A 21,495-nucleotide genomic window follows, 5' to 3' on the forward strand; every position below is an offset into this window, starting at 1 on the left:
CGAGGCAGTTTCAGTGGGGGAAATTTGCGGCGTCTGTGCGGGACAACGCAGCCTGTCGGCAGCGGCTACACATCCGTGCTGTAGCCGCTGCCGCAGGCCCTGTGAAGCGATGCACCTGTAACGGATGTATTTCGGCAGAGCGGCGACAGGGCTATGGGGCGAGGCTGGAGCTGCTTTGGCCGACGGCCAGACCCGCGCGGATGGCGGCGAGGGCGGCCTGGTAGTAGGCCTTGCCTTCGGTGGATTCGGCGAAGGTCGCGAACTCTTCCAGTTCGGTATCCGACAGGTCGCGATAGACGTACAGCAAGGTGTTGTTCAAATCGGCGCCGATCTGCTCCATCAGCCGCTGGCGCTGGCCGTTGAGCATGCCCTGGGCCTGGCCACCGCCCAACAGCCCGGGAATCATCTGGCTCAGGCTGTCGGCGGCCACCCCGGCAATCGCCAGGCTGACTTCGGCACCGGCCTCGCGGGCGGGCAGGGCCTGGGCCAGGTGGCCGATGATCAATTGACGATTGTCACTGGCCTGCATCTTCGGCAGGCCCTGGGCGTTCTTGGCCAATTGGTCGCGACGCGTCGCCAGCAGTTCGGCGGCAGTGATTTTGCGTCCCAGGGGCGACTGGAAAAACGCCAGCGCCGGCTGCGGGTCGGCGAGGTTCTGCCTCAGCTGCGCCTGGGCGCGCCGATCCATCGCCTGGGGGGCGAAGCGTTGGTTGCTGTTGTTCACCAACGCCTGGTAGACCGCCGGTGGCAGGCTGTTCTGGTAGCGTTGCTGAGCCGCGGTGAGGGCATCGTTGAAATGCGCGCGTTGTTCTGGCCAGCCGGCGACCTTGTACAGCTGGTCGAGGCTGTCTGCCCACGCGGGCAAAACGCAGAACATCAACAGTGAAAAAAGCAAACGGCGCATAAGGACTCCTGTCAGCAGCCCACTATTCTCCGGGGCGAGGCGATGGTTGTCGAGAATTCGTATCAGGATCAGGGTGCAAAGTGTCCGATACCGGTGCGTTGAATTTTTGCGCGGTCCTCCGCTACACGGCTCTGTCAGATTCATCTGAGGCTGGATACTATGCGCGCCATGCAAATACCCTCTGATCACCCATTGTTGTTACGTATCGTCGACGACTTGGCCGCCTGTGGCTGGTCGCAGCAGAATATCTTTCTGCCAGAGGCTCTGACCCTGGAGTTGGCGGCTGAGTGCCGTAAACGTGCAGCCGAAGGTGAACTGGCTCCGGCGGCAGTAGGGCGCGGGCCATTCCAGGAGATCCGCGAGGGGATCCGGGGGGATCATATCCAGTGGCTCGAACCCGGCCAGGCCGAGGCTTGCGACACTTATCTGGGGTTGATGGACAGCCTGCGCGTGGCGCTCAATCGCGGCCTGTACCTGGGGCTGGAGGATTTCGAAAGCCATTTCGCCCTGTACCCGCCGGGAGCGTTCTACCTGAAGCACCTCGACCGTTTTCGCGACGATGATCGGCGCATGGTGTCGGCGGTGATCTACCTCAACCCGGGGTGGCTGCCTGAATACGGTGGTCAGCTGCGGATGTATCTGAAGGGCGACGTCGAATACGATGTGGTCCCCACGGGAGGCCGGCTGGTGGTGTTTCTATCCGGCGAGGTGCCTCATGAAGTCATGCCCGCAACCCGCGATCGCCTGTCGTTGACCGGCTGGTTCCGGCGGCGCGGTAACGAGCCGTTCTGATCATGCACAAGATTCTGGTAAGCCGCTGCCTGTTAGGCCACCGCGTACGTTATGACGGGGGAGCCAGCGGGCCATTCGATCAATTGGCCCATTGGCAGGCCGAGGGGCGGGTGGTTGCCTTGTGCCCGGAAGTGGCCGGCGGCTTGCCGACACCGCGAGCGGCGGCCGAGATTCCTGGCGGGCAGGGGAGCGAGGTGCTCGATGGTCGTGCGCAGGTACTGACCAGCGACGGTGAAGACGTCAGTGGCGAGTTTCTGGACGGCGCCCGGCAGGCCCTGGCGCTGGTGCAGCGCCATGGCATTCGCATCGCGGTGCTCAAGGCCCACAGCCCGTCCTGCGGCAATGTGCTGACGTACGATGGCTCGTTCAGCGGGGTCAAGGTCCAGGGCGCGGGCGTCACCGCCGCGCTGTTGACGCGCCACGGGGTGCAGGTGTTCAGCGAGTTGCAGTTGCCCGAAGCGGCCGCCGCCCTGGCCAGCCTCGCAGAATAAGACAGCACACCCGTAAGCCGTAGCCGCTGCCGAGCGGGCGAGGCTGCGCTGGCCCTCTGCAACACTGCAAAGACACCAGACAGCCACCGCTTCGGCTAGAACGCAGCCCAGCCGCTACAGGCTCAAGGCTTTGGCGGCTTGCTCGCATCCATGCCGAACCATTTCTCCGACAGCGCCATCAGGCGCCCGTCACTCTTGATGCGCTGCAGGGCGCCATCCAGGCTGGCCTGAAAGGCCGGGTTACCTTTCTGAAACGGAATCGCCAGGCTCAGCGTGGGGCCGACCTTGGCGCCTTCCTTGACCGGCAGGCGGCTGTCGCGAATGGCATAGGGAATCAGCAGGCGGTCGCTGATGGCGGCGTCGATCTGCTTGTCCGCCACGTCCTTGAGGGGCTGTTGCGCGTCCGGGTAGCTGCGCAGGTTGATGCCTTCGACGGTCCGCGCCTGGTCCACGAACTGGCTGCCCTGGGCCACGCCCAAAGCCTGGCCTTGCAGGGCCTGCAGCGTACCCAGCGGGCGCTGTTCTTCCTGGCGCACGATCAATTGTGCGCTGGAGTAGCTGTAGGGCTCGCTGAAATCGAAACGATCCTTGAGTTCCGGGGTCACTGCTATGTGGTTGATGGCCACATCGTATTTGCCGCTTTCGACGCCTGGCAGCAAGTCGGCGGCATCGGTGACCACGAAGTCGGCGCGCACATCGAGCTCGCCGGCCAGCAGTTGGCCCAGTTCAACCTCGAACCCGCTGAGTTTGCCGTCGTCCTTGAAGTTGAAGGGCGGGCTGTTGGCCTCGAGGGCAATGCGCAGCTCCCCACGATCATTGATGTCATCAATCAGTTCGGCTTGAGCGTAAGTGCTCACAAGGGGTAGCAAAAGTATCAGGCCAGGCAGAAAGCGCATGGTCACTCCTTGAATTTATAGGTGCGGTTCGCCGTTCAGGCTCGCTTTGCTATGGTGTTGAGTGCCTTCGACAACGAATCGCTCCGAAGTTGTCACAAACGTAAAGATTTTGCCGAAAAACTGGAGAAAATAATGAAAAGCTTCATCTCTCGTACTGCACTGGCCAGCCTGTTGCTGGGTGCTTCGATGTTCGCCGGTGCCGCGGAAATTCCTCGTACGCCAGCGCCTGCCGGTGCCCAGGTGAGCATCGTGTCCCCGGAAGACGGGGCAACCGTGGACAAGACCTTCAAGGTCAAGTTCGGTGTCGAAGGCATGGCCCTGGCACCTGCCGGCGACCAGACCCCGAACACCGGCCACCATCACCTGCTGATCGATGTCGACCAACTGCCGGCGGAAAACCTGCCGATTCCGATGGACGCCAACCACCTGCATTTCGGCAAGGCCCAGACTGAAACCGAAGTTACCCTGGCGCCGGGCAAGCACACCTTGCAACTGGAGCTTGCGGACAAGAACCACGTGCCGTTCAAGCCAGTGATTGTGTCGAAGAAGATCACAGTGACGGTGAAATAATCGTTATTCCCAGCTTTGGGTAATGACAATTGAAACGGGGGAGGCCAATGTGCCTTCCTTTTTTGTGGACCGATTGAAGAGGGCAGGGATGCGTAGAAAGCTTGCAAGGATCGGCTCCAGGCTCTTCTGGTGGTGTGCGCTGTGTGCGGTCCTGCCGCTCGTATCGGTCATCGTCGGCGCGATTATGTTCGGAACGGCGCCCGAGGTGTTTTGGGCGCCCATGTATCTGGTCCTGCCGCTGTTCTTCCTGAGCCTGTTCGCCAACCTGGCCGTGGTGTTCTGGCCCAGGGAAAAATCCCCGAAACAGGCCCCATAAAAAACAGGCCCCATAAAAAAGGAGCCCCGAAGGGCTCCTTTTTAGTCCAGCGCTGAACGCTTAGAACAACACGCGGCAACGGATGGTGCCGTTGATGTGTTGCAGCTTCTCTTGCGCCAGGTCCGAGTACTCGGCGTCGACGTCGATTACCACGTAACCGACTTTCTCGTTGGTCTGCAGGAACTGACCGGAGATGTTGATGCCGTTTTCGGCGAAGACCTTGTTGATCTCGCTCATCACACCCGGGATGTTCTCGTGGATGTGCAGCAGGCGGTGCTTGCCCGGGTGAGCCGGCAGGGCCACTTCCGGGAAGTTGACCGAGGACACCGACGTACCGTTGTCGCTGTACTTGACCAGTTTCTCTGCCACTTCCAGGCCAATGTTGGCCTGGGCTTCAGCAGTGGAGCCACCGATGTGCGGGGTCAGGATCACGTTGTCCAGGCCACGCAGCGGGCTTTCGAACTCTTCATCGTTGGAGCGCGGCTCCACCGGGAATACGTCGATGGCGGCGCCGATCAGGTGCTTGTCCTTGATCGCGGCGGCCAGGTGGTCCAGCTCGACCACGGTGCCGCGTGCTGCGTTGATCAGGATCCCGCCCTTCTTGATGGCGCGGATTTCCTTCTCGCCGATCATCCACTGGGTCGCAGCGGTTTCCGGAACGTGCAGGGTCACGATGTCGGACATGGCCAGCAGGTCGTGCAGCTTGCCAACCTGGGTCGCGTTACCCAGCGGCAGCTTGGTCACGGTGTCGTAGAAGAACACCTGCATGCCCAGGCCTTCGGCCAGGACCGACAACTGCGTACCGATCGAACCGTAGCCGACGATGCCCAGCTTCTTGCCGCGGATCTCGAACGAGTTGGCAGCGCTTTTGATCCAGCCACCACGGTGGCAGGAAGCGTTCTTCTCCGGGATGCCGCGCAGCAGCAGGATCGCCTCGGCCAATACCAGCTCGGCAACCGAACGGGTGTTGGAGTACGGCGCGTTGAACACCGCAATCCCGCGCTCGCGAGCGGCGTTGAGGTCAACCTGGTTGGTGCCGATGCAGAAACAGCCGACCGCGACCAGTTTCTTCGCGTGGTCGAAGATCTCTTCAGTCAGTTGCGTGCGGGAACGGATGCCGATGAAGTGAGCGTCAGCGATCTTTTCCTTGAGCTGGGCTTCCGGCAAGGAGCCCGTGAGGTACTCGATGCTGGTGTAGCCGGCGGCCTTGAGGACGTCGACAGCGGATTGGTGGACGCCTTCGAGAAGAAGGAACTTGATCTTGCTCTTATCGAGAGAAGTCTTGCTCATCTGCGTAAACCTGTGTCCCGGAGAAAAATGGCAGGGAATCGGACAGCGATAGCTGACCCGGACGGCAGGAAAGCCGTCACCGCAGAGCGCCTTTGGGCACTACCCTGCGGGGGCGGTATGCTAGCATACGCACCCCGCTAAACACTCATTCCTGCGACGTGAAGCGTTCTCAGGATGACCATGAATTGTTCGAGAGTTCTGTCGATGACCAATCCTGCCCTGATTGATGAGCTGAAGACCCTGGTTGAGCCTGGCAAAGTGCTGACCGATGCCGACTCCCTGAATGCTTATGGCAAGGATTGGACCAAGCATTTCGCTCCGGCCCCCACGGCCATCGTGTTTCCCAAGACCACCGAGCAGGTTCAGGCCATCGTGCGCTGGGCCAATCAGCACAAGATCGCGCTGGTGCCGTCGGGCGGACGCACCGGGCTTTCCGCTGCTGCAGTGGCGGCCAATGGTGAAGTGGTGGTGTCCTTCGACTACATGAACCAGATCCTCGACGTGAACCTCACCGACCGTACGGCAGTCTGCCAGCCCGGCGTGGTCACCGAACAGTTGCAGAACCTGGCCAGCGACAAGGGCCTGTACTACCCCGTGGACTTCGCCTCTGCCGGTTCCAGCCAGATTGGCGGCAATATCGGCACCAATGCCGGCGGGATCAAGGTTATTCGCTACGGCATGACCCGTAACTGGGTTGCCGGCATGAAAGTCGTCACCGGCAAGGGCGACCTGCTGGAGCTGAACAAGGACCTGATCAAGAACGCCACGGGCTACGACCTGCGTCAGCTGTTCATCGGCGCTGAAGGCACCCTGGGTTTTGTGGTCGAGGCCACCATGCGCCTGGATCGTGCGCCGAAGAACCTCACCGCGATGGTGCTGGGCACCGCCGATTTCGACTCGATCATGCCGGTGCTGCACGCCTTCCAGAGCAAGCTCGATCTGACCGCGTTCGAGTTCTTCTCCGACAAGGCCCTGGCCAAGGTCATGGCCCGGGGTGATGTACCGGCGCCGTTCGAATCCGACTGCCCCTTCTACGCCCTGCTGGAATTCGAAGCGACCACTGAAGAAGTGGCCAACCACGCCCTGGAAACCTTCGAGCACTGCGTTGAGCAGGGCTGGGTGCTGGATGGCGTGATGAGCCAGAGCGAAACCCAGCTGCACAACCTGTGGAAGCTGCGTGAGTACATCTCCGAGACCATTTCCCACTGGACCCCGTACAAAAACGACATTTCGGTCACTGTGTCGAAAGTGCCGGCTTTCCTGAAGGAAATCGATGCGATCGTCGGCGAACACTACCCGGACTTCGAAATCGTCTGGTTTGGCCATATCGGCGACGGCAACCTGCACTTGAACATCCTCAAGCCGGACAACTTGAGCAAGGACGAGTTTTTCGCCAAGTGCGCCACGGTCAACAAGTGGGTGTTCGAAACCGTCGAGAAGTACAACGGTTCGATTTCCGCCGAACACGGCGTGGGCATGACCAAGCGCGATTACCTGACCTACAGCCGCTCGGCGGTCGAGATCGAGTACATGAAAGCAGTCAAGGCCGTGTTCGATCCGAACGGGATCATGAACCCGGGCAAGATTTTCGCCGTTTGAAGCCGCAGTCCCTGAAGAATCCAACGAGCAGGAGTCGGTAATGAGCTATCAGCACCAATACGTCGACGGTACGAAAATCCACTTCCCGGTAGGCAAAGTGGTGTGTATCGGCCGCAACTACGCCGAGCACGCCAAGGAACTGGACAACCCGGTGCCCACCGAACCGCTGCTGTTTATCAAGCCGGGCAGTTGTGTGGTGGCGCTGGAAGGCGGGTTCAGCATTCCGACCGAGCGTGGCTCGGTGCACTACGAGGCGGAAATCGCCGTGTTGATCGGCAAACCGCTGTCGACCAAGCCCAGCCGCGAAGAGGTGCTGGATGCGATTTCCGGTTTCGCCCCGGCCCTGGACCTGACCCTGCGTGACAAGCAGTCCGAGCTCAAGGCCAAGGGCCTGCCCTGGGAAATCGCCAAGTCGTTCGACGGCGCGGCGGTCCTGGCACCGTTCGTGGTCAGCAGCACCTTCGCCGACCTGACCGACATCGGCATCCGCCTGACCATCAACGGTGAAGTTCGCCAGGACGGTAACAGCAGCGCGATGCTCAACCCCATCGTGCCGATGATCCAGCACATGGCCGGTTGCTTCTCGCTGCAGGCCGGCGATGTGATCCTGACCGGCACGCCGGTGGGCGTCGGTCCGCTGAATGTCGGTGACGAGTTGGTCCTGGAGCTTCCGGGTGCCAGCTCCTTCAGCAGCAGCGTTCGCTGAGCCTTCGCTGCCAACCGTCCGGGCTGGCCGATCCTGATCGGGTCGCGCCAGCCTGCAAGCACTCGCCCTGGGTGTTTGGCATTTTTTTCACATCTTGTCTGGATAAATGCCGGCTCAAAGTGCGCGAATCGTTATTGCGTGTGCTATTACAAATGGCTGATTTTCTGGAATGTCATTGATGGCCGTGCATCCCCTTCCCAAACTCAAAACCGCTCACCGCTCGCGCTTCGTCATGCGCTGGTATTCTTGGTTGCTGCTGGTAGGCGTGATCGTCTACGGCTTGGCGTACGCCATGCATTGGGATGATCGCGGCTGGTTGTGGGTCCAGGAGGGGTTTGAAACGCCGGTGGAGCGCCAGGAAAGCGTGTGGCTGCCCGACTACCGTGCGGTGATCGATGCCAAGGTGCTGCCGGGTATGGAGAAGGACGAGGCCTCCGACCTGACCTATAACCCGCAGACCAAGACCCTGTTTTCGGTGATGGGCAAGAACCCGTTCCTGGTGGAGTTGAGCCTGCAGGGCGATGTGCTGCGCAAGATGCCGCTGGTGGGCTGGGGCAATCCGGAAGGCGTGGCGGCGTTGGAAAACGGGCTGTTGGCCATCGTCGACGAACGCCAGCACCTGTTGACCATCGTCAAGGTCGACGCCAGCACCCGCGAACTGAACATCGCCGACTTCCCCAAATACGACCTGGGCCCTTCGAAAGACCAGAACAAAGCCTTTGAAGCCATCGCCTGGAACCCGCGCAAGCAGCAGCTGCTGCTGGGCGAGGAGCGGCCGCCGGCGCTGTTCACCTGGAGCAGCGACGGCAGCCAGGTGCTCAAGGGGGACAAGCAGAAGCTGGCCAGTGACGAGCTGGACCTGCGCAACCTGTCGGCCCTGGGCATCGACCCGCGCACCGGTCACACCCTGGTCCTGTCCGCCGATTCCCATCTGTTGCTGGAGCTGGACGAAGCCGGTGAGCAGGTCAGCTTCATGACCCTGCTGGGCGGTTTCAACGGTTTGAAGAGCACCATTCCCCGCGCCGAGGGCGTGGCCATGGACGACGCCGGTGTGTTGTACATGGTCAGCGAGCCCGACCTTTTTTACCGCTTCGAGAAGCGCTGAGTCACACGGCTGCGCCCTGCGGTGATGGCAAGGCGGGCCAGACACCCCGGGCAATTAAGTTTAAATTCAGTCAGACGTGATATTTCATCCGTCCGTCCTGATCCCGAGCTTGCCTGAATGCGCCGACTTGCCCGTCCCAAAGCCCTTTCCCTGATGCTGTGCCTGGTCGCTCTGTTGCTGGTCGGGGTCGCCGCCCAGCAGTACCGATTGTTCGAGCGCGCCTGGTTCAATGTGCAAGGCCTGTGGCAACCGGCCGATGCCCGTTCCATCGGCCTGGGCGATTATCGGGTGGAGATCGAGGCGCAACAGATCCCGGGCCTGGACGACGACGTGTCGGCACTGACCTACGACCCGGTGCGCAAGAGCCTGTTTACCGTCACCAACAAGAATGCCGAACTGATCGAGCTGTCGCTCGAGGGGCAGATCCTGCGCCGGGTGGCCCTGGTCGGCTTTGGCGATCCGGAGGCGGTGGAGTTCATCAGCGCCGACACTTACGTGCTGACGGACGAGCGCCGGCAGCGCCTGATCAAGATCCACCTTGAGGACGATACGCAGTTTCTCGATGCGGCCGATGCCGAGCAAATGACCCTGGGTGTGCACATGAGCAGCAACAAGGGGTTTGAAGGGTTGGCGTACGACTCGGTGGGCAAGCGCCTGTTCGTCGCCAAGGAACGTGATCCGATGTTGATCTATGAGGTGCAGGGCTTTCCTCACTACAACCCGGAAAAGTCCTACGCGGTGCACGTGGTCAACAACCCCAAGCGCGATGCCGGGATGTTTGTCCGTGACCTGTCCAGCCTGCAGTACGACGAACGCACCGGGCATTTGCTGGCGCTGTCGGATGAGTCGCGGTTGGTGCTGGAGCTGGATGTCGACGGGCGACCGCTGAGCACCCTGTCCCTGACCAAGGGCCAGCAGGGGTTGCGGGCGACAGTGCCGCAGGCGGAAGGGATCGCCATGGATGACGATGGCAGCCTGTACCTGGTGAGCGAGCCGAACCTGTTCTACGTGTTCAAGAAACCCGCATTGTAAGGCGAGCCTGCCGACGCGGGTCCCATTCAAGGATCAGCGCCGGCAGGCGACTGCGGGATCAGGCCTTGAGGGTTTTCACGCCTTCGCTGGTGCCCAGCAGCAGTACGTCGGCCGGGCGCGCGGCGAACAGGCCGTTGGTGACCACGCCGACGATGGCGTTGATCTGGCGCTCCAGCTCCACCGGGTTGGTGATCTGCATATTGAACACGTCGAGGATGATGTTGCCGTTATCGGTCAGCACGCCCTCGCGGTACACCGGGTCGCCGCCGAGCTTGACCAGCTCGCGGGCCACGTGGCTGCGGGCCATGGGGATCACTTCCACCGGCAGCGGGAAGGCGCCCAGCACCGAGACCAGCTTGCTGGCGTCGGCGATGCAGATGAAAGTCTTGGCCACGGCGGCCACGATCTTCTCGCGCGTCAGGGCCGCGCCACCGCCCTTGATCAGGTTCAGGTGCGCGTCGCTTTCGTCGGCGCCGTCGACGTAGAACTCCAGATCGCTGACGGTGTTGAGCTCATACACCGGAATCCCGTGGCCCTTGAGGCGCGCGGCGGTGGCTTCGGAGCTGGCGACCGCGCCGTCGAAGGCGCCCTTGTGCTGGGCCAGGGCATCGATAAAGCAGTTGGCGGTAGAGCCGGTGCCGACCCCGACGATGCTTTTGTCATCGAGTTTCGGAAGGATTAAATCGACGGCGGCCTGGGCCACTGCCTGTTTGAGTTGATCCTGGGTCATGCGGGCTCCGGAGCGGGCGGGGAGTAAAGAGGGGCGCGAGTATAACCCAACAAAACCTCTGTTTTCGTGTGGTCGCCCGCCCAAACGCTGGGTTAGACTCCCTGGCCCTGCCCAACCCGCTCAGTGATGCTTTCCGATGCTTGAACAGTACGTCAAAAAGATCCTCACCTCGCGCGTTTACGACGTTGCCGTAGAAACCCCCCTGCAGACCGCCCGCCAGCTTTCCGAGCGGCTGGGCAATCAGGTCTGGCTCAAGCGTGAAGACTTGCAGCCGGTGTTCTCGTTCAAGATTCGCGGCGCCTACAACAAGCTCACCCAGCTCAGCGAGGCAGAGCGCGCGCGGGGCGTGGTCACGGCCTCTGCGGGTAACCACGCCCAGGGCCTGGCCCTGGCGGCCAAGGTCCTGGGGGTCAAGGCGACCATCGTGATGCCCAAGACCACCCCGGAGATCAAGGTCGAAGGTGTGCGTTCGCGCGGTGGCAAGGTGGTGCTGCACGGTGACTCCTTCCCGGAAGCCCTGGCCTACTCGCTGAAGCTGGTCGACGAAAAAGGCTACGTCTACATCCACCCCTACGATGATCCGCACACCATTGCCGGGCAGGGCACGGTGGCGATGGAAATCCTGCGCCAGCACCCCGGGCGCCTGGATGCGATCTTTGTCCCGGTGGGCGGCGGCGGCCTGATCGCCGGCATCGCGGCGTACGTGAAGTACCTGCGCCCGGAAATCAAGATCATCGGCGTCGAACCGGACGACTCCAACTGCCTGCAAGCCGCCATGGCCGCCGGTGAGCGAGTGGTGCTGCCGACCGTGGGCATCTTTGCCGATGGCGTGGCGGTGGCGCAGATCGGCCAGCACACCTTCGATATCTGCAAAGACTACGTCGACGAAGTCATCACCGTCAGCACCGACGAGATCTGTGCGGCAATCAAGGATATCTACGACGATACCCGCTCGATCACCGAACCTGCCGGCGCCCTAGGCGTGGCCGGGATCAAGAAGTACGTCGAGCAGCGCGGCATCACCGGCCAGACCCTGGTGGCCATCGATTCCGGCGCCAACGTCAACTTCGACCGCCTGCGCCACGTGGCCGAGCGCGCCGAGTTGGGCGAGGGCCGTGAAGCCATCATCGCCGTGACCATTCCCGAGAAGCCGGGCAGCTTCAAGGCGTTCTGCGAAGCCATCGGCAAGCGCCAGATCACCGAATTCAACTACCGCTACAACACAGGCAGCGAAGCGCACATTTTCGTCGGGGTGCAGACTCACCCGGAAAACGACCCGCGCAGCGCCTTGATTGCCAGCCTGACCGAGCAGGGCTTCCCGGTCATCGACCTGACCGACAACGAGCTGGCCAAGCTGCATATCCGCTACATGGTCGGTGGCCATGCGGAAAAGGTCAGTGACGAAGTGGTGTTTCGCTTCGAGTTTCCGGAGCGCCCGGGCGCCTTGTTCAACTTCCTGCACAAGCTGGGCGGGCGCTGGAACATCTCGATGTTCCACTACCGCAACCACGGCGCAGCCGATGGCCGGGTGGTTGCCGGCCTGCAAGTCCCGGCTGCCGAGCGTCATCTGGTGCCGGCGGCACTGGCGCAAATCGGCTACCCGTACTGGGATGAAAGCGACAACCCGGCGTATCAGCTGTTCCTGGGCTGAACGGCTACGCTGATGGGCACGGCCTAAGGAAGAGATGACATGGAAATATTGACCACGCTGAAGTTGCTGCATGTGCTGGCCACGGTGCTGCTGTTGGGCAGCGTCCTGGGCCTGGCGGTCTGGGTCTGGCGCAACCGGGGTGACGCCACCTTTTACAGCCGGGTGCTGCGTCGGCCGGGGCTGTTCGGCTGGTTGCTGATGGCGCTGGGCGTCCTGAGCCTGCCCTTCAGCGGCTGGTGGATGGTGCACCTGGTGGGCTGGCCGCTGGGCCAGACCTGGATCCTCGCCTCCAGCGTGCTCTACACCCTGGGCGCGCTGGCCTGGTTGTGGTTGCTGGTGCGGCTCAACCGCCTGCGGCTGGCCAAGGCGGCCAGCGGCCTGAAATTCACCCTGGCGTTGGCGATATTCAGCTTTGTGTGTTTTTTCGCCATCGCCGGGTTGATGGGCGCCAAGCCGGTCTGAGCCGCACTGGGGAATCTGATGAAAATCCTTCTGGTGGGGGCCACGGGGTTTATCGGTCGCCATCTGCTGACGGCGCTGCACGCCGCTGGCCATCAATTGATCGCCACCAGTCGCCAGCCCCAGGCGCCTGGGTTGCCCGGGGTTGAGTGGCGCTGCCTGGACCTCGACCTGCTGGCCCGGGACCCGACTTATTTTGCCTTTCCCGAGCAGGTCGACCTGCTGATCAACGCAGCCGGGCTGCTGACTACCGACACCGCGGCGCTGGCGCTGACCCAGGATCGGGGCGCCCGCGCGCTGTTTGATCTGGCGGCCCAACGAGGCGTGCGGGTATTGCAGATCTCGGCCCTCGGCGCGGCGGCGCAATCGGACGTGGCCTTTCTCGCCAGCAAGGGCGCGGCGGATGACTATCTGCTGCAACTGGGTATCGACGCGGTGGTGCTGCGCCCTTCGCTGGTGCTGGGGCAGGGCGGCGCCAGCAGTGGCTGGCTGGCCCGGCTCTCGCCCTGGCCGCTGATTGCCCTGCTCGACCTGAAGGCGCAGTCGCAGCCATTGCATGTGGACGACCTGAGTGGCGCGGTCCTGGCATTGCTGCGCCAATGGCCGGCGCAGGCCATGGTCTTGCCGCTGGTGGGCCCGCAGTGCCTGACTTTGGCCCAGGTCCTGGACCAGTTGCGTGCGGCCCAGGGTTGGGCGCCGGGGCGCTACATCAAAGTGCCGTCCGGGCTGCTGGCGGTTGGCGCCTGGCTGGGGGAGCGCCTGGGCTGGCGTGCCCTGAATCGACAAAGCCTGCGCATGGCGCAGCGCGACAACCTGGCCGATCCGCAGGTGCTGGAGTCGGTCTGCGGCTACCGTGCGGCGCCGTTGCCGACGCGTTTGCACGACTGGCCGACGGCGAGCCAGAGCAGCCAGCTGGCGCTGCGCCCGCTGATGCTGGCAGTGATGGTGTTGATTTGGCTGGGCACGGCAGCCGTGTGCATCGGCCCCGGTTACGACTGGGGGCTGCGGATCATGGGCGAGGCCGGGGTCCACGGCGTCATGGCCATGCTGGCGGTGGTCGGCGGCTCGCTGTGCGATGCGCTGTTGGGCGTCGGGCTGCTGCTCAAGCGCTGGCGGCGACGAACCCTGCAGGTGCAGCTGCTGTTGATGCTGGGTTACACCCTGTTTATCAGCCTGGTACTGCCGCACTACTGGTTTGACCCTTATGCCGCCGTCGCCAAGAACCTGGTGCTGATGGTGGCGACCCTTTGGCTTCTCTGGACCGAACCGCGTCGATGAGTGTTTACCTGCTGCTTAAAACCCTGCACATCCTGTCTTCGACCATTCTGTTCGGGCTGGGCGCCGGCTCGGCCTATTACGCCCTGCGTGCCTGGCGCAGCGGCAAGGTCGAAGTGATCGCCGTGACCTTCAAGCACCTGGTGTTCGCCGACTGGGCGTTTACCGCGACCACGGCGGTGTTCCAGCCGCTGAGTGGCCTGGGGCTGATTCACCTGGCGGGTTGGTCGATCGGGCAGAGCTGGCTGATGTGGAGCCTGGGTTTGTATGTGCTGGCGGGTATTTGCTGGTTGCCGGTGGTCTGGTTGCAGATCCGGGTCCACCGCATGGCCGAGCAGGCGTTGCGCGACGGCACGCCGATGCCGCTCAAGGCCGCCACCTACATGCGCTGGTGGTTTGCCCTGGGCTGGCCGGCGTTCCTGGCGTTCATGGCGATTTTCTATTTGATGGTGGCCAAGCCGGCGTGATGGCTGGCGTGGCCTGGGCCCCGGTCCGCGTGCTCAAGCGGACCGGGCAGCGGCATCAGCCTCGCAGGCTGAGCACGGGCCAGCCACGTTTCTGGGCTTCGGCCAGCAGGTTCGGGTCGGGGTCGACCGCCACCGGGTTCGCCACCTGCTCCAGCAGCGGCAGGTCGTTCATCGAGTCGCTGTAGAAGTAGCTGTCGTCCAGGGTGTGGCCGGTTTCTTCCAGCCAGCGGTTCAGGCGTGTCACTTTGCCTTCACGGAAGCAGGGTACATCGGTGCTGCGCCCGCTGTAGCGGCCGTCGACCATCTCGCATTCGGTGGCGATCAGGTGTTCCACGCCCAGGCGCTCGGCGATCGGCGCGGTGACGAAGCGGTTGGTGGCGGTGATGATCACCAGCTTGTCGCCGGCCTCGCGGTGCTTGGCCAGCAGCGCCAGGGCCTTGGGCAACAGGATCGGCTCGATGCAGTCGCGCATATAGTCGCGGTGCCATTGATCGAGCACGCTCATCTCGGTGCGGCCGAGAATTTCCAGGCAGAAGTTCAGGTAGGCGGCGTTATCGAGCTTGCCTGCCAGGTAATCCTGGTAGAACTCGTCGTTGCGGGCCTTGTAGGTGACGGCGTCGAGGAAGCCTCTTTCGCACAGGTAATCGCCCCAGGCGTGATCGCTGTCACCGCCCAGAAGCGTGTTGTCCAAGTCGAATAAAGCCAGGCGCATTGCAGTTACTCGCTCACAGAAGGCTGAAAAAGGCGTCCAGAATACGGTCTTTTCACAAGAGTGCACATAAGGTAAGCCGCCTCGTTGCTGCTTTAACAACCTTTGTGGAACAATGCGGCGACATGCGTTTGCGAGGTTGTTGCCGTGATCGACCCCGATGGTTTCCGCCCCAATGTCGGGATTATTCTGACGAATGATGCCGGCCAGGTGCTATGGGCTCGCCGTATCAATCAAGATGCCTGGCAGTTTCCTCAAGGGGGGATCAACCCCGAGGAGACTCCGGAAGACGCCTTGTACCGCGAGTTGAACGAAGAAGTGGGCCTGGAGCGCGAAGATGTGCAAATTCTCGCCTGCACCCGGGGCTGGTTGCGCTATCGTTTGCCGCAACGTCTGGTCAGGACACACAGCCAACCGCTGTGCATCGGCCAGAAACAGAAATGGTTTCTCCTGCGCCTGATCTCCAACGAGCAGCGGGTGCGGATGGATTTGACCGGTAAACCGGAATTCGATGGCTGGCGCTGGGTCAGTTATTGGTATCCGTTGGGCCAGGTGGTGACATTCAAGCGCGAGGTTTATCGCCGCGCTCTCAAAGAGCTTGCCCCGCGCCTATTAGCGCGCGACTGACGACGGAGTTCGACCCCGAGCCATGCTCAATACGCTGCGCAAGATCGTCCAGGAAGTTAACTCCGCCAAGGATCTCAAGGCGGCGTTAGGGATTATTGTATTGCGCGTCAAAGAGGCCATGGGCAGTCAGGTCTGCTCGGTCTATCTGCTGGACCCCGAGACCAACCGTTTTGTCCTGATGGCCACCGAGGGCTTGAACAAGCGCTCGATCGGCAAGGTCAGCATGGCACCCAATGAAGGTCTGGTCGGCCTGGTCGGCACGCGCGAAGAACCGCTCAACCTCGAAAATGCCGCCGATCACCCGCGCTATCGCTACTTCGCCGAAACCGGCGAGGAGCGTTACGCCTCTTTCCTCGGCGCACCGATCATCCACCACCGCCGGGTCGTGGGCGTGCTGGTCATCCAGCAAAAGGAGCGTCGCCAGTTCGACGAGGGCGAAGAAGCCTTCCTGGTGACCATGAGCGCGCAGCTGGCGGGGGTTATCGCCCACGCCGAAGCCACCGGCTCGATCCGCGGCCTGGGGCGCCAGGGCAAGGGGATTCAGGAAGCCAAGTTCGTCGGCGTCCCGGGTTCGCCGGGTGCCGCAGTGGGTACGGCGGTGGTCATGCTGCCGCCGGCCGACCTGGACGTGGTGCCGGATAAAACCATCAGCGATATCGATGCCGAGCTCGGGCTGTTCAAGACCGCCATTGAAGGCGTGCGTGCCGATATGCGCGCACTGTCGGCAAAACTCGCGACCCAGCTGCGCCCGGAAGAGCGCGCCCTGTTCGACGTCTACCTGATGATGCTCGACGATGCCTCGCTGGGCAGTGAAGTCACCACCATTATCAAGACCGGTCAGTGGGCCCAGGGCGCACTGCGTCAGGTGGTCACCGATCACGTCAACCGCTTTGAGCTGATGGACGATGCCTACCTGCGCGAGCGGGCGTCCGACGTCAAGGACCTGGGCCGCCGACTGCTGGCCTACCTGCAGGAAGAGCGCCAGCAAACCCTGGTCTACCCCGACAACACCATCCTGATCAGCGAAGAACTGACGCCGGCCATGCTCGGCGAGGTGCCGGAAGGCAAGCTGGTCGGCCTGGTGTCGGTATTGGGTTCGGGCAACTCCCACGTTGCGATCCTGGCGCGAGCCATGGGGATTCCGACGGTGATGGGCCTGGTCGACCTGCCTTACTCCAAGGTCGACGGCATCCAGATGATCGTCGATGGCTACCACGGCGAGGTCTACACCAACCCTAGCGATGTGCTGCGCAAGCAGTTCGCCGAGGTGGTCGAGGAAGAGCGGCAACTGGCCCAGGGCCTGGATGCGCTGCGCGACCTGCCGTGCGTGACCCTGGATGGCCACCGCATGCCGCTGTGGGTCAACACCGGCCTGCTGGCCGATGTGGCGCGGGCGCAGAAGCGCGGCGCCGAAGGTGTGGGCCTGTACCGCACCGAAGTGCCGTTCATGATCAATCAGCGTTTCCCGAGTGAAAAGGAGCAGCTGGCGATTTATCGCGAGCAACTGGCGGCCTTCCATCCGCAGCCGGTGACGATGCGCAGCCTGGACATCGGCGGCGACAAGTCACTGTCTTATTTCCCGATCAAGGAAGACAACCCCTTCCTCGGCTGGCGCGGCATTCGCGTCACCCTCGACCACCCGGAAATCTTCCTGGTCCAGACCCGGGCCATGCTCAAGGCCAGCGAAGGCCTGAACAACCTGCGCATTCTGCTGCCGATGATCTCCGGCACCCACGAGCTGGAAGAAGCCCTGCACCTGATCCACCGTGCATGGGGTGAAGTGCGTGACGAAGGCACTGATGTGCCGATGCCGCCGATTGGGGTCATGATCGAAATTCCGGCTGCGGTCTACCAGACCAAGGAGCTGGCGCGTCAGGTGGACTTCCTGTCGGTCGGCTCCAACGACCTGACCCAATACCTGCTGGCCGTGGACCGCAACAACCCGCGGGTCGCCGATCTATACGACTACCTGCACCCGGCGGTGCTGCAAGCCCTGCAAAACGTAGTGCGCGACGCCCATGCCGAAGGCAAGCCGGTGAGCATTTGCGGTGAGATGGCCGGTGATCCGGCGGCAGCGGTGCTGCTGATGGCGATGGGGTTCGACAGTCTGTCGATGAACGCCACCAACCTGCCGAAAGTGAAGTGGATGCTGCGTCAGATCAACCTGACCAAGGCCAAGGAACTGCTGGCCGAGCTGATGACCATCGACAACCCGCAAGTTATCCACAGCTCGCTGCAACTGGCGCTGAAAAAGCTCGGCCTGGCGCGGATGATCAATCCCGCTTCGGCCAAGACGCTTTAAACCGCGCGGTTCTACTCACCACCCGGCCGGATCCTGCTCCGCAGCATCCGGCCTGGGCGTTTTAAACCTTCAGCTCGACCTCTCCCAAATGCCCGCCATAGGGCCCGAAACTGCGCTCCACCAGGTGCCGGGTGCCATCGGCGTGGACGATCAGTGCGGTGCTGGCGCGGGTGCCGTAGCTGGGGCTGGCGATAAACACGCTGGACAGCAGACTCTCGGTGGCCAGGCCGACGCCGGTGTCCGGCAAGTCGGCAAAGGGCGCGGTCTGCGGATCACTGAGCAAGGCAAGCAGCGCCTGGGGCTGCGGATCGTCCAGCAGTTCACCGAGGGCGGCACGGGCCTTGAGCAGTTTCGGCCAGGGCGTATCCAGGCCGGCGTTGGACAAGCCATACACGCCGCTTCCCAGGCGCTGGGGTTGCAGGTCATTGGCGTTGTGATGCCACAGCGCTTCGGCGGTGCCGAGCAGCAGGTTAAAGCCGGCATATTCCACCGATCGGCCGACAACGTCGGTCAAATAGTCATCCAGCGGGATTTTTCCGGCGAGAAAGCGTGCCACCAGTTCGCCCCGGGAACGGCGCGCCGGGGGTTGATGAGGGTCGCGGATATTGGTCAGTGCGGCGAAGCGGCCATCGGCGCCGACCCCCAGCCAGGTGCCCCCGGCTTCCAGGTCGCGTCCGGCGTGAATTTCCGGGGTTTCAGGCCATTGGGCGAGGGGCAGGCTGGGGCGGGCATAGAATTCGTCGCGGTTGGCCGCGACGATCAGCGGTTGGGCGTGGCCCGGCCGCCAAGCGAAAACGATCAAGCACATCGGGCTAATCCCTTTTGTGTTTTTGCCCACTCTACGCACAGATGAAGCGGGTATCCATCGCCATCCAGTGGAGCCGAAGGCCGTGCATCCGTTACCATGCCGGTCTTATTTTGGGGTGCACCCATGGAATTTCTGCTCTATCTGCTGTTGGGCGCCTGTGCGGGCGTGCTGGCCGGGCTGTTTGGCGTGGGTGGCGGGATCATCATCGTTCCGGTGCTGGTGTTCAGTTTCAAGGCGCAGGGCTTCGACCCGCTGGTGTTGACCCACCTGGCGGTGGGCACCTCGCTGGCGACCATCATCTTCACTTCGGTCAATGCGATTCGCGAGCATCAGCGCAGGGGCGCGGTGCGCTGGCCGATCTTTGTCTGGATGACCGTAGGGATTCTGATCGGCGCCGGCTTTGGTGCGCTGACGGCGGAGGCGATTTCCGGTCCCCACCTGCAAAAGATCATTGGTGTATTCGCCCTGGTGATCGCCCTGCAGATGGTCCTTGAACTCAAGCCCAAGGCCAGCCGAACGGTTCCCGGCAAAGTGGGTCTGACCCTGGCCGGCACCGTGATTGGCTGGGCTTCGGCGATTTTCGGCATCGGTGGCGGCTCGCTCACCGTGCCGTTCCTGACCTGGCGCAGCGTGCCCATGCAACAGGCGGTGGCCACGTCATCGGCCTGCGGCCTGCCGATTGCCCTGGCCAGTGCCTTAAGTTTCATGATTCTGGGCTGGCATGATCCGTTGCTGCCGGCCCATAGTCTGGGTTTTGTGTATTTGCCGGCGCTGCTGGGCATTGCGCTGACCAGCATGGTATTCGCCCGCTTTGGCGCGCGCCTGGCCCACAGCCTGTCGCCGCGCCTGCTCAAGCGTCTGTTCGCCGCGCTGCTGTTTGGTGTAGGGCTGAGTTTCCTGCTCTGAAAGGGGCCGCAATCCTGGCTTAATCCCGGCGTGCCACTGTCACGCCCGCAATCTTGAGTTTTCTACTCTTACGAGGAGTCGCAATGCTGCCTTACCCGCAGATCGATCCGGTGGCCCTGGCCATCGGTCCGCTGAAAATCCACTGGTACGGGCTGATGTACCTGATCGGCATCGGCGGTGCCTGGCTGCTGGCATCGCGCCGGCTGAACCGTTTCGACCCGACCTGGAACAAGGAGAAGCTCTCCGACATGGTGTTCTGGATGTCGATGGGGGTCATTGTCGGTGGCCGTCTGGGGTATGTGCTGTTCTACGACCTGAACGCGTACCTGGCCAACCCGACCCTGATCTTCGAGGTGTGGAAGGGCGGCATGTCGTTCCATGGCGGCTTTATCGGGGTGATGCTGGCGGCCTTGTGGTTCGGCAAGCGCAACAACAAGTCATTCTTCGAGCTGATGGATTTCGTCGCGCCGATGGTGCCGATCGGCCTGGGCGCCGGGCGGATCGGCAACTTCATCAACGCCGAATTGTGGGGCAAGCCGACCGACCTGCCCTGGGCAATGATTTTCCCGCCGTTCAGTGACCCTTCGCAGTTGCCGCGGCATCCGTCGCAGCTGTACCAGTTCGCGTTGGAAGGCGTGGCGCTGTTCGTGATCCTGTGGCTGTTCTCGCGCAAGCCGCGGCCGACCATGGCGGTCTCCGGCATGTTTGCCCTGTTCTACGGGATTTTCCGGTTTATCGTCGAGTTCGTCCGGGTGCCGGATGCCCAGCTCGGCTACCTGGCGTGGAACTGGCTGACCATGGGCCAGGTACTGTGCCTGCCGATGATCATCGGTGGCCTGTTCCTGATCTGGCTGGCTTATCACCGCGCTCCGGCGAACACGAGCGCCGCGCTTTAAATTCGAATACCGGGGCCCTGGCCCCGGGTTCAAGGATGCAGGTAATTCATGAAGCAATATCTCGATCTGGTCGCCCACGTCATCAACAACGGCACCAAGCAGGCCAACCGCACCGGTGTGAACACCATCAGTTTTCCCGGTGCCATGCTGCGCTATGACCTCAAGGAAGGCTTTCCAGCCATCACCACCCGCAAGATGGCCTTCAAGTCGGCCATCGGCGAGATGTGCGGTTTTCTGCGTGGCGTGAACAACGCCGCCGAGTTCCGTGCCCTGGGCTGCAAGGTCTGGGACCAGAACGCCAACGAAAACGCGCAGTGGCTGGCCAACCCGTTCCGCCAGGGCGAAGACGACCTGGGTGAAATCTATGGCGTGCAATGGCGCAAATGGCCGGCCTACAAGCAGATCGCCCTGAGCAACCCGGCCGCCATCGAGCAGACCCTGGCCCAGGGCTATCGGCAGATCGCCGAAGGCGAGGAAAACGGTCAGGCCTATGTGGTGCTGTACAAGGCCATCGACCAGATCCGCCAGTGTGTCGACACCATCATCAAGGACCCGGGCAGCCGCCGGATCCTGTTCCACGGCTGGAACTGCGCTCAGCTCGATGAAATGGCCTTGCCGCCGTGCCATCTGCTGTATCAGTTCCACCCGAATGTCGAGACTCGGGAAATCTCCCTGACCCTCTATATCCGTTCCAATGACCTGGGCCTTTTATACCCCCTCGAAGAACCAGCACAGTACGCAATGGCTGCGTAGTACGGCTCTACCTTCCAAGCTCATTTATTGTGCCCCAGTACGAAATGCACATTGTGTATAGTACGGGCCGCTTTGAAGAGAGAGGAAGTCGTGAAGGTCATCGCAGTTAGGGGCGCCCCCCTAGATTTCAGAGAGTCCCCAACCAGGCGGGACGACCCATCCGAAGAATCCCCAATTCAGGAAGCCGTAAACGTCACAGGGACAGCCGTCT

The 21,495-nt window shown here is 62.4% G+C and carries 23 protein-coding genes; 17 read left to right on the plus strand and 6 right to left on the minus strand.

Annotated elements, in window-relative coordinates; translation table 11 throughout:
- Positions 1-151 precede the first annotated feature (151 nt).
- Positions 152-904: a DUF2059 domain-containing protein gene (locus tag MF4836_RS12435; protein ID WP_020295883.1), complete on the minus strand. Its 753-nt coding sequence runs from the start codon at positions 902-904 to the stop codon at positions 152-154.
- A 159-nt stretch (positions 905-1,063) separates the two neighbouring features.
- Here MF4836_RS12435 and MF4836_RS12440 point away from each other — a divergent pair, with 159 nt between their 5' ends.
- Together MF4836_RS12440 and MF4836_RS12445 are read left to right on the plus strand one after the other, a co-directional pair.
- Positions 1,064-1,696 carry a 2OG-Fe(II) oxygenase gene (locus tag MF4836_RS12440; RefSeq protein ID WP_020295882.1) on the plus strand — a complete coding sequence of 211 codons (633 nt, stop codon included), beginning with the start codon at positions 1,064-1,066 and terminating at the stop codon, positions 1,694-1,696.
- A gap of 2 nt (positions 1,697-1,698) precedes the next feature.
- Positions 1,699-2,187, plus strand: coding sequence for a DUF523 domain-containing protein (locus MF4836_RS12445; RefSeq protein WP_078470557.1), 489 nt, complete (start codon positions 1,699-1,701; stop codon positions 2,185-2,187).
- A gap of 122 nt (positions 2,188-2,309) precedes the next feature.
- Here MF4836_RS12445 and MF4836_RS12450 read toward each other — a convergent pair whose 3' ends face one another.
- On the minus strand, positions 2,310-3,083 hold the full coding sequence (locus MF4836_RS12450; RefSeq protein WP_078470558.1) for a transporter substrate-binding domain-containing protein: 774 nt from the start codon (positions 3,081-3,083) through the stop codon (positions 2,310-2,312).
- 132 nt (positions 3,084-3,215) lie between these two features.
- Here MF4836_RS12450 and MF4836_RS12455 point away from each other — a divergent pair, with 132 nt between their 5' ends.
- A complete protein-coding gene (locus MF4836_RS12455) occupies positions 3,216-3,653 on the plus strand; it encodes a DUF4399 domain-containing protein (protein ID WP_020295879.1) in 438 nt (145 codons plus the stop codon).
- A 22-nt stretch (positions 3,654-3,675) separates the two neighbouring features.
- Positions 3,676-3,969: a hypothetical protein gene (locus MF4836_RS35005; protein WP_153050232.1), complete on the plus strand. Its 294-nt coding sequence runs from the start codon at positions 3,676-3,678 to the stop codon at positions 3,967-3,969.
- 60 nt (positions 3,970-4,029) lie between these two features.
- Here the strand turns inward: MF4836_RS35005 and serA are convergent, their stop codons facing one another.
- Entirely contained in the window at positions 4,030-5,259 is a 1,230-nt protein-coding gene (serA, locus tag MF4836_RS12465; RefSeq protein ID WP_020295877.1) for a phosphoglycerate dehydrogenase, read from the minus strand.
- A 204-nt stretch (positions 5,260-5,463) separates the two neighbouring features.
- On the opposite strand from serA, the gene MF4836_RS12475 reads away from it, so the two are divergent.
- From MF4836_RS12475 to MF4836_RS12490, 4 genes are all read left to right on the plus strand, one after another.
- Positions 5,464-6,858, plus strand: a complete 1,395-nt coding sequence (locus tag MF4836_RS12475) for an FAD-binding oxidoreductase (protein ID WP_078470560.1) — start codon at positions 5,464-5,466, stop codon at positions 6,856-6,858.
- Positions 6,859-6,898: 40 nt separating this feature from the next.
- Positions 6,899-7,564, plus strand: coding sequence for a fumarylacetoacetate hydrolase family protein (locus tag MF4836_RS12480; protein WP_078470561.1), 666 nt, complete (start codon positions 6,899-6,901; stop codon positions 7,562-7,564).
- 178 nt (positions 7,565-7,742) lie between these two features.
- A complete protein-coding gene (locus MF4836_RS12485; protein ID WP_078470562.1) occupies positions 7,743-8,669 on the plus strand; it encodes an SdiA-regulated domain-containing protein in 927 nt (308 codons plus the stop codon).
- Positions 8,670-8,786: 117 nt separating this feature from the next.
- Positions 8,787-9,701: an SdiA-regulated domain-containing protein gene (locus MF4836_RS12490; RefSeq protein WP_078470563.1), complete on the plus strand. Its 915-nt coding sequence runs from the start codon at positions 8,787-8,789 to the stop codon at positions 9,699-9,701.
- A gap of 58 nt (positions 9,702-9,759) precedes the next feature.
- Here the strand turns inward: MF4836_RS12490 and rpiA are convergent, their stop codons facing one another.
- Complete coding sequence (gene rpiA, locus MF4836_RS12495; RefSeq protein ID WP_078470564.1) at positions 9,760-10,431, minus strand: ribose-5-phosphate isomerase RpiA; 672 nt, start codon at positions 10,429-10,431, stop codon at positions 9,760-9,762.
- A gap of 136 nt (positions 10,432-10,567) precedes the next feature.
- On the opposite strand from rpiA, the gene ilvA reads away from it, so the two are divergent.
- Genes ilvA through MF4836_RS12515 form a run of 4 tightly spaced genes read left to right on the plus strand, consistent with a single transcriptional unit; the run spans position 10,568 to position 14,283 of the window.
- Positions 10,568-12,082 carry a threonine ammonia-lyase, biosynthetic gene (ilvA, locus tag MF4836_RS12500; RefSeq protein WP_020295871.1) on the plus strand — a complete coding sequence of 505 codons (1,515 nt, stop codon included), beginning with the start codon at positions 10,568-10,570 and terminating at the stop codon, positions 12,080-12,082.
- Between the two features lie 39 nt (positions 12,083-12,121).
- Positions 12,122-12,544 carry a DUF2269 family protein gene (locus MF4836_RS12505; RefSeq protein ID WP_078470565.1) on the plus strand — a complete coding sequence of 141 codons (423 nt, stop codon included), beginning with the start codon at positions 12,122-12,124 and terminating at the stop codon, positions 12,542-12,544.
- Positions 12,545-12,562: 18 nt separating this feature from the next.
- The gene (locus MF4836_RS12510; RefSeq protein ID WP_078470566.1) at positions 12,563-13,819 is read left to right on the plus strand and encodes an SDR family oxidoreductase; all 1,257 of its coding nucleotides are present in this window, start codon (positions 12,563-12,565) and stop codon (positions 13,817-13,819) included.
- Positions 13,816-14,283, plus strand: coding sequence for a DUF2269 family protein (locus tag MF4836_RS12515; RefSeq protein WP_078470567.1), 468 nt, complete (start codon positions 13,816-13,818; stop codon positions 14,281-14,283). Before MF4836_RS12510 ends, MF4836_RS12515 begins: the two co-directional genes overlap by 4 nt.
- A 55-nt stretch (positions 14,284-14,338) precedes the next feature.
- On the opposite strand, the gene MF4836_RS12520 is transcribed toward MF4836_RS12515, so the two are convergent.
- Complete coding sequence (locus tag MF4836_RS12520; RefSeq protein ID WP_078470568.1) at positions 14,339-14,995, minus strand: HAD family hydrolase; 657 nt, start codon at positions 14,993-14,995, stop codon at positions 14,339-14,341.
- A gap of 144 nt (positions 14,996-15,139) precedes the next feature.
- Here MF4836_RS12520 and MF4836_RS12525 point away from each other — a divergent pair, with 144 nt between their 5' ends.
- The gene (locus MF4836_RS12525) at positions 15,140-15,619 is read left to right on the plus strand and encodes an RNA pyrophosphohydrolase (protein WP_007927344.1); all 480 of its coding nucleotides are present in this window, start codon (positions 15,140-15,142) and stop codon (positions 15,617-15,619) included.
- Between the two features lie 22 nt (positions 15,620-15,641).
- On the plus strand, positions 15,642-17,921 hold the full coding sequence (gene ptsP, locus MF4836_RS12530) for a phosphoenolpyruvate--protein phosphotransferase (protein WP_020295866.1): 2,280 nt from the start codon (positions 15,642-15,644) through the stop codon (positions 17,919-17,921).
- A gap of 61 nt (positions 17,922-17,982) precedes the next feature.
- Here ptsP and MF4836_RS12535 read toward each other — a convergent pair whose 3' ends face one another.
- Positions 17,983-18,729 carry an NRDE family protein gene (locus MF4836_RS12535; protein ID WP_078470569.1) on the minus strand — a complete coding sequence of 249 codons (747 nt, stop codon included), beginning with the start codon at positions 18,727-18,729 and terminating at the stop codon, positions 17,983-17,985.
- Positions 18,730-18,852: 123 nt separating this feature from the next.
- Here MF4836_RS12535 and MF4836_RS12540 point away from each other — a divergent pair, with 123 nt between their 5' ends.
- From MF4836_RS12540 to thyA, 3 genes are all read left to right on the plus strand, one after another.
- On the plus strand, positions 18,853-19,635 hold the full coding sequence (locus tag MF4836_RS12540; RefSeq protein ID WP_078470570.1) for a sulfite exporter TauE/SafE family protein: 783 nt from the start codon (positions 18,853-18,855) through the stop codon (positions 19,633-19,635).
- 83 nt (positions 19,636-19,718) lie between these two features.
- Positions 19,719-20,531, plus strand: a complete 813-nt coding sequence (gene lgt, locus MF4836_RS12545) for a prolipoprotein diacylglyceryl transferase (protein ID WP_020295863.1) — start codon at positions 19,719-19,721, stop codon at positions 20,529-20,531.
- Positions 20,532-20,579: 48 nt separating this feature from the next.
- Complete coding sequence (gene thyA, locus MF4836_RS12550; RefSeq protein WP_078470571.1) at positions 20,580-21,284, plus strand: thymidylate synthase; 705 nt, start codon at positions 20,580-20,582, stop codon at positions 21,282-21,284.
- Positions 21,285-21,495: the final 211 nt, after the last annotated feature.

The organism is Pseudomonas sp. MF4836 (assembly GCF_002018875.1).
Taxonomy (GTDB): Bacteria; Pseudomonadota; Gammaproteobacteria; order Pseudomonadales; family Pseudomonadaceae; genus Aquipseudomonas.